This is a genomic window from Prevotella sp. Sow4_E9_plate (assembly GCF_052116205.1).
Taxonomy (GTDB): domain Bacteria; phylum Bacteroidota; class Bacteroidia; order Bacteroidales; family Bacteroidaceae; genus Prevotella.
Genome location: NZ_JBQKLN010000076.1, coordinates 1 through 7701, shown reverse-complemented (window position 1 = coordinate 7701; position 7701 = coordinate 1). Strand labels below are relative to the sequence as shown.

6 protein-coding genes are annotated in these 7701 nt (G+C 50.0%); 3 read left to right on the top strand and 3 right to left on the bottom strand.

The window, feature by feature from the left end; all coding sequences use genetic code 11:
• Window positions 1–126 precede the first annotated feature (126 nt).
• On the top strand, window positions 127–2088 hold the full coding sequence (gene dnaG / locus ACTQ53_RS16780; RefSeq protein WP_441934385.1) for a DNA primase: 1962 nt from the start codon (window positions 127–129) through the stop codon (window positions 2086–2088).
• A gap of 9 nt (window positions 2089–2097) precedes the next feature.
• On the top strand, window positions 2098–3522 hold the full coding sequence (cls, locus tag ACTQ53_RS16775; protein WP_441934383.1) for a cardiolipin synthase: 1425 nt from the start codon (window positions 2098–2100) through the stop codon (window positions 3520–3522).
• Window positions 3523–3705: 183 nt separating this feature from the next.
• Here the strand turns inward: cls and rsmD are convergent, their stop codons facing one another.
• From rsmD to ACTQ53_RS16760, 3 genes are all read right to left on the bottom strand, one after another.
• Complete coding sequence (rsmD, locus tag ACTQ53_RS16770) at window positions 3706–4236, bottom strand: 16S rRNA (guanine(966)-N(2))-methyltransferase RsmD (RefSeq protein WP_441934381.1); 531 nt, start codon at window positions 4234–4236, stop codon at window positions 3706–3708.
• A 122-nt stretch (window positions 4237–4358) separates the two neighbouring features.
• Window positions 4359–5174, bottom strand: coding sequence for a DUF3822 family protein (locus tag ACTQ53_RS16765; protein WP_441934379.1), 816 nt, complete (start codon window positions 5172–5174; stop codon window positions 4359–4361).
• 9 nt (window positions 5175–5183) lie between these two features.
• Complete coding sequence (locus tag ACTQ53_RS16760; protein ID WP_295346642.1) at window positions 5184–5666, bottom strand: hypothetical protein; 483 nt, start codon at window positions 5664–5666, stop codon at window positions 5184–5186.
• A gap of 125 nt (window positions 5667–5791) precedes the next feature.
• Here ACTQ53_RS16760 and ACTQ53_RS16755 point away from each other — a divergent pair, with 125 nt between their 5' ends.
• The gene (locus ACTQ53_RS16755; RefSeq protein ID WP_441934377.1) at window positions 5792–7414 is read left to right on the top strand and encodes an ATP-dependent DNA helicase; all 1623 of its coding nucleotides are present in this window, start codon (window positions 5792–5794) and stop codon (window positions 7412–7414) included.
• Window positions 7415–7701: the final 287 nt, after the last annotated feature.

Sequence of the window (7701 nt, the reverse complement as noted above, 5' to 3'; positions counted from 1 at the left end):
AAGCGATTTCTCGACAGATATTCACCAGCGGAGCCGATTGCTATGTTTCACTCAGAATGACCACACTGGTCATGCTGGATTCAAAATATGCCCCTTTTTAAAGTGGGCTCAATAAGATAGAAAAATATGATAGACAAACCGACCATAGCCCGTATTATGGACTCCACCAAGATAGAAGAGGTGGTGTCTGAATTCGTGACGCTGAAAAAGCGCGGCATCAACTATATCGGCTTGTGTCCTTTCCATAACGATTCCCATCCGTCGTTCTCCGTTTCGCCAACCCGAGGCATCTGCCACTGCTTTACCTGCGGCAAGGGTGGAAACGCCATCAACTTCCTGATGGAGCTGGAGCAGATGACCTATCCCGATGCGCTCCGCTGGCTCGCCAAGAAATACAACATCGAGATTCAGGAACGCGAGATGACCAGCGAGGAGAAGCAGAGAGAGAGCGAACGCGAATCCATGTATATCGTGAACGATTGGGCTGCGAAGTATTTCCAGGACATTCTGCAGAACGACGTGGACGGAAGGGCCATCGGAATGCAGTATTTCCGCAGCCGTGGATTCCGTGACGACATCATCCGGAAGTTCCAGCTGGGATTCGCCCTGCCACAGCGCACGGCACTCTTCGACGAGGCGGTGAAGAAGGGATACAATCCGAAATATCTCACCGCCACCGGACTCTGCTTCAAGGTGGACAAGGACGAGGCTGGCAACAGGAGTGGACAGGACCAGTACCTGGACCGATTCTCCGGCCGTGCCATCTTCCCGTGGACGAGTGTGAGTGGCAAGATCGTGGCATTCGGAGGACGCGTGCTGGACTCCCGGACCAAGGGCGTGAACCAGAAATACGTCAATTCGCCCGACAGCGAAATCTACCATAAGGAACGGGAGCTCTACGGACTGTATCAGGCAAAGAAAGCCATCGCCAAGGAAGACTGCGTCTACATGGTGGAGGGCTATACGGACGTCATCTCCATGCACCAGTGCGGCATTGAGAACGTGGTGGCAAACTCGGGAACAGCCCTGAGCATCCATCAGATAAGACTGCTCCACCGATTCACCAGCAACATCGTATTGCTCTACGACGGCGATGCTGCGGGCGTGCATGCGGCGCTGCGAGGAACCGACATGCTGCTGGAAGAGGAGATGAACGTGAAGGTGCTCCTCCTGCCCGAAGGCGACGACCCGGATAGCTTTGCCCGCAACCATACGGCAGAAGACTTCAGAAAATATATTGAAGACCATCAGGTAGACTTCATCCAGTTCAAGACCGACATTTCGCTCAGGGGTGTCACTGACCCCGTGAAGCGCAGCCAGGCAATCAATTCCATTGTAGAGAGCATCTCGAAAATCAAGAATCAGATTACCCGTGCAGCCTACATCACCGACTGTGCCCATCGCCTGGGCGTGAACGAGGCTATCATCGTCAACGCCCTGAACAACTTCGTGCGCAACGGAATGAGCGAGCAGGTGAAGGCTGAGCGCAGAGCTGCCGGACTCAGAGAACCGGTGGCCGGAACACCCCAGCCGGGACTGCAGCAGGGGATAAGGGGAACCTCGCCGCTGGACAAGCTGCTAGAGGTGGAAGACCTGCTGGTGAAGCTGATTATCCATTATGGCGACAAGATCATCACGGTGAAGGATGTGGACGAAAATGAGGTGCAGCTGCCCGTGGCTCAATACATCAGCCTGGATATGGGCGGCGACGGATTCAAGTTTCACAAGGACTTGTATAATCAGATTCTGCAGGAGGCTCTGGATCATCTCGATGAGGAGGGATTCGTGGCAGAGACCTATTTCACTACCCATTCCAATCCGGAAATCAGTCGCATTGCCGGAATGCCTTTGGGCGAACAGGAGATTGCCACGGCCAGTCTGCAGCTGAAACTGAGTCCGGAGAAGCTGCGCCAGTATGTGTTCAAGGACCTGCTCAGCTTCCGCACGCATTACATCGCCCAGCGCATCATCGAAGTGCAGCAGGAGTTTGCCAAGAACCCGACCAACCGCGAGCTGCTGCAGGAGTTTGTGAAACTCAAGCAGATGAATGCACTTGTGGCAAGTCAGACGAACTCAGTATTTAATTAGAATAAGGATATGGTTTATTTCCATTGGATTTATCTGTTGCTCTATGTCGCAATCATGATTCCGGCGATCATCCGCGTCTTGCTCGACAACCGACAGCCGGCGAAGACGATGGCTTGGATTCTCGTGCTCGCCTTCATGCCGTTCGTGGGAATCATCTTCTATATCTTCTTCGGACAGAACACCCGGAAGGAGCGTCACATCAGCGACCGGAGCATGGACCAGCTGACCAAGCGCTCGATGCTGGAATTCGTAGAGCAGGAGAACCTGCACCTGCCTGCCAACAACAAGCCGCTGATGAATCTCTTCACCAACCAGAACTGGGCGTTCCCGTTCAAGGACAACAGGGTGGACATCTTTACCGATGGTTATGAATTCATCTGTTCCTTATTATATAATATAGGTAAGGCTCAGCATCACATCCACCTGGATACTTACATCTTCGAGGACGATGCACTGGGCTATCTGGTGGCTGATGCGCTGATAGACAAGGCGGAGCAGGGAGTGGAAATAAGAGTGATTTATGACGACGTGGGCTGCTGGAAGGTGAAGGACGCCTTCTTCGAAAGGATGAGAGATACGGGCATTGACGTGCACGCCTTCATGCCCGTGCGCTTCCCGGCTTTTACCAGCAAGGTGAATTATCGCAACCACCGCAAGCTGTGCGTGATTGACGGCAAGGTGGGATTCATCGGGGGCATGAACATTGCCAAGAGATATGTGAAGGGAACGGGAAAGCAACCATGGCGAGATACGCATCTTCGCATCCAGGGTGGCGGTGTCTATGCGCTGCAGCGTGCGTTCCTCATCGACTGGTATTTCGTGGACCGCACGCTGATTACCAACCGCGTCTATTATCCTCCGGTGGATATTCATATCAACAACAGCTGTCTGGTCCAGGTTGTGACGAGCAGTCCTATTGCTCCATGGCCCGACATCATGCAGGGCTATGTGCGCATCCTGCTTCAGGCGCAGAAGTATGTGTATATGGAGACTCCTTATTTCCTGCCAACTGAACCGGTATTGTTTGCGATGAGAACGGCGGCATTGGCGGGAGTGGACATCAGGTTGATGATTCCCCGCAAGGCAGATGCGAAGCTGGTGGAATGGGCTTCGCGTTCGTATGTGATGGAAGCGATAGAGGCTGGAGTGAAGGTTTATCTCTATATGGGTGGTTTCAACCACAGCAAGCTGCTGGTGAGTGATGATAATCTCTGCACGGTGGGAAGTACGAATATCGACTTCCGCAGTTTCGAGAATAATTTCGAGGCGAATGCCTTTTTCTATGATGAGGAAATGGCGCAGCGCATCAAGGCGATTTATCTGAAGGATGAATCGCAGAGCATCCTGGTGGATGATGTTTCCTATTTCGTGAAGCGCCCGTTCATGAAGCGATTGTTCGAAAGCATCGTCAGATTGCTTTCGCCGCTGCTGTGATTAGGCACGGATTTTTATTTAAGAATGGATTTTTATTTAAGAATGAATTTTTATTTAAGAATGGATTTATTTAGGCACGGATTACACGGATTACACGGAGTTATGAGCTAAATTCAATATCCCGAATTTATAATCTCATACAAAATCCGTGTAATCCTTGTAATCCGCGTCTAAAATTTGCTTTTATCTGAATATCGAGAAATTGACGCTTCCATAGCTTCTGTGCTCCACGAATCGGGGATGCTCGGAAAAATCATAATTCTTGCCATGTTCGAAAACGAAGATTCCATCTTCGTTCAGCAGGTCGCCATTCAGTACGAGGTCTGGAATCTCCGGGAGTTTCTCCAGCGCGTATGGCGGATCGGCAAAGATGAAATCAAACTTCTGCTTGCAGGTCTTCAGGAAGCGGAACACATCGCCACGAATCAGAAGATCCTTGTCTTCGCCCAGCTTCCTGAAACACTCGCGGATGAAGTTGGCGTGGTCGCGGTCTGCCTCTACGCTGATGACGCGCTGGCAACCTCGGGAAACGAGTTCCAGCGAGATGCTGCCCGTACCGGCAAAGAGGTCGAGGGCGGTTGCATCCTCAAAATCGATGTAACCCTGCAAAACATTAAAGATATTCTCCTTTGCAAAATCTGTTGTAGGGCGCGCCTTGAACGAACGTGGAATGTCGAAATGGCGACCCTTATATTGTCCTGTTATGATTCTCATATTTTTACTTTGAACTTATTACTTTGAACTTTGAGCTTTGAACTTTATGATTAGCTATGCTGTTGAATTGGCTTTCCCTTCGTCCGCCGAACGCTGTTTCTTCACTTTTCGTTCTTTACTCTTCACTTACTCAAGTACAGTGCCAGCAAGTCGAAAGGCATTCCCTTGATTTCCGTGATGGGGGCACGGTTGAATTCGGCGGCAGGATTCAGGAGGAAAGTCTTCCTGATGTAAAGCTTACTGTTATAAAGGAACCAGTCCTTGTCAGGAACTTCGCCCGAAACGTGTAGCTCGTCCTGCATCTGGTCCAATCCCAGCTGCTTCCATACGTAGAGGATGAAATAGAGCGCATCCTTGGCATGAGCCGCATTGAACGAATTGAAGAACTTGAAGCGGTTCTTGTCGAAACAGAAGAGGTCCAGCTTCTTGTCGTGGAAATAGGCATAGAGCTTGCGGTGAATGCCCGTGAAACTGCGCTGATGCAGATAGTGCCACATCGGCTGCATGATAGGAGTGAAGCGCACATCCCGGAAATTATCCTCCACCACCATCTTGAAATCCTTGTTGATAGGGAACACAGCCACTACGTTGAGAGCCGGCTGAACACGGTAGAGAATGGCGTCGGAATGATGACCGTCAAAGGCGTGCTGATAGAGCACGTCAAGGTCTTCTTCATGAAATTCCTCTATCGGAACCAGCAGGATTGGAGAGTCGATGTAGACTCGCACCTTCTGGTAACCACGTTGCAGGAGTTCGCTTTCCTTGAAAGCCTGACGCAAGTTGGCTGCCATGGAAACACCGCTCTTCACGGTATAAGGCTCGTAAATGACCTGATGCTCAGCTTCGCGGTCAACTACCGAAAAGCTGAGTGTATTCTTGCTCACTCTTATCGTGAGGCGTGCCTGAAGTGTTTTATTGCCTGTTAGCTGCATGATCATCTTGTTGTTTTACCAGTTGCCTGCGTTGTTATTATCTGTTGTTATGTCGCCAATCTTCAGTCCCGGATATTCTCCGGCATAGTTGGCCTGCTCGGTGATTTCCTGAATGGCGTTTTCGTCCAGCCCGTCGAGGAAATCTTCATAGGCGGCTCCGCATTCCATGAGCGGAATCTGCTTGCCGCTCTTACTGACAATCGTGGTAGCGGCGAGCGAGAATTTCTTGCCGTCGGAGTAGGGGATGAAGGAATCGGCAGCCTTCAGATACTTGCCCTTGACGAGGGTATTGAAGTCGCCCGTATACACCCCATGCTTGTCCTTGTACTTCTCTTCCGCTTCCCGGATGATCATCAGCCTGGCTTTCACCTCTGCCTCTCTGCTCTTCATCCGTTTCTGGAAGATGAGGGGCTGGCAGATGCTGAGTACGCAGAGGGTCATCATGACGATGACGCATGCTCCCAGGACCGCATTATTGTTTATTTTCCTTAATTTCATTCTCATTTCAAAAAGTATTATTACTTTTGCATTTGCATTTGCTTCTGCAAAGATACAGCAAAACCGAGACAACACAAAATATTTGGTGTTGAAATTATTAAATATTAATTATAAATTATACATTCATGATTGTAGATGAACTAAAATATAAGATATTGGAGCAGTTTGGCTTTCCGCCAACTCCCGAACAGGCGAATGCGCTGGATGTCTTCGCCCGCTTCATGACCGATAGCAATCCTCATGCTGTGATGATATTGCGGGGTAGTGCGGGTACGGGTAAGACTTCGCTTTCGGGTGCCATCGTCCGCACGATGAAGGCCATCGGTCAGAAGGTGATGCTCCTGGCTCCTACGGGCAGGGCTGCCAAGGTCTTCTCCCTGAGCAGCGGTTCGCCTGCCTTCACCATCCATCGCCGCATCTATCGCGAGAAAGCATTTTCGGGCGTTGACGGCCAGTTCAATCTCAACGACAATCTCTATACGGATACGCTCTTCATGGTGGATGAGGCTTCGATGATTTCCAATCTGGGACTGGGTGGAACTACTTTCGGAAGTGGCTGTCTGCTGGATGATCTGGTTCATTTCGTTTATCAGGGTCATAACGACCGCCTGATGCTGATAGGCGACAAGGCGCAGTTGCCACCTATCGGCGAGGAGGAATCGCCTGCCCTTCATGCTGCCATGCTCGAAGGTTACGGCTTGTCGGTTTATGAATGCGACTTGAACGAGGTGCTCCGCCAGAGTGAACAGTCGGGCATTCTGTATAATGCCACGATGATTCGTCAGATGATTACGCACGATGACATTACGCAGCTTCCGAAAATCCATTTCTCCGGATTCTCCGCCATCCAGCAGATGCCTGGAGCCGAACTCATAGAGGCGCTTGCCGACAGTTATCATCATGTGGGTCTGGACGACACCATCGTCGTGACTCGCAGTAACAAGCGTGCCAACATCTTCAACCAGGGCATTCGCAATATGGTGCTTGACAGGGATGAGGAACTTTCGCAGGGCGACATCCTCATGATTGTGAAAAACAATTATTACTGGATGGAAGAGGAGAGGAAGAAAGTAAGTGAAGAACGAAGAGTGAAGAGTGAAGAAACAGCGTTCGGCGGCCGAAGGGAAAGTCAATTCAATGGTTTAGCTAATCATAAAGTTCCAAGTTCAAAGTTCCATGTTCAAAGTAACGAAGTTCAAAGTAATCATAAAGTTCCAAGTTCCAAGTTTAAAGTTCTAAGTAACGAAGTTCAAAGTAAAGAACTTCCTGCTTTTCTTGCGAATGGCGACCGTGCCAAGGTCTTGCGGGTTCGTCGCCGCATCGACCTTTACGGTTTCCGTTTCGCCACGCTTCTGCTGCAGTTCCCCGATTATGACAATTACGAGCTGGAGGCAACGGTGCTGCTGGATACTTTGACGAGCGAGGCGCCAGCCTTGACCCATGAGCAGCAGGAGCAGCTCTTCCGTCAGATAGAAGAAGATTATCAGGATATTCCGCTCAAGGCGGATCGGATGAAGGCGATTCGCCAGGACCAGTTCTTCAATGCCCTGCAGGTGAAGTTTGCCTATGCCGTGACCTGCCATAAGGCGCAGGGCGGACAGTGGGCGCATGTTTATGTGGATCAGGGTTACATGACGGACGACATGCTCACGCCCGATTATATCCACTGGCTCTACACCGCCTTCACCCGTGCCACCGAGAAGTTGTATCTGGTCAACTGGCCGGAGACGCAAACCGCTACTTCTTAGTTTCAAATTGGTTCAATATCAGCGATTTCGGCAAATAAACATCAGAATATTTGTTGGTTTGAAAAAATAATCGTACTTTTGCATCCGGGTAAATATGAAGTGTGTTCCGCACGCCATGAAAGGGCGTGTGGGGTTTTTATGCAAAGGTATAAAAAATTTATTAATTTATCATATATAAACAATAGTTCGTTAATAATTCAATAATGTGCTAAGCAGCTATACGCTGTAAGCACGAGAGATCTTTGAAAATCTTGCTAATTAAAGTTCGGTTCGGGGTGTACCCACTT

What these genes read in the sequence shown, in the direction of transcription:
- dnaG (WP_441934385.1), top strand. Translation starts at nt 127, where the DNA reads ATGATAGACAAACCGACCATAGCCCGTATTATGGACTCCACCAAGATA.
- ACTQ53_RS16760 (WP_295346642.1), bottom strand. Translation starts at nt 5,666, where the DNA reads ATGAAATTAAGGAAAATAAACAATAATGCGGTCCTGGGAGCATGCGTC.
- ACTQ53_RS16765 (WP_441934379.1), bottom strand. Translation starts at nt 5,174, where the DNA reads ATGATCATGCAGCTAACAGGCAATAAAACACTTCAGGCACGCCTCACG.
- cls (WP_441934383.1), top strand. Translation starts at nt 2,098, where the DNA reads ATGGTTTATTTCCATTGGATTTATCTGTTGCTCTATGTCGCAATCATG.
- rsmD (WP_441934381.1), bottom strand. Translation starts at nt 4,236, where the DNA reads ATGAGAATCATAACAGGACAATATAAGGGTCGCCATTTCGACATTCCA.
- ACTQ53_RS16755 (WP_441934377.1), top strand. Translation starts at nt 5,792, where the DNA reads ATGATTGTAGATGAACTAAAATATAAGATATTGGAGCAGTTTGGCTTT.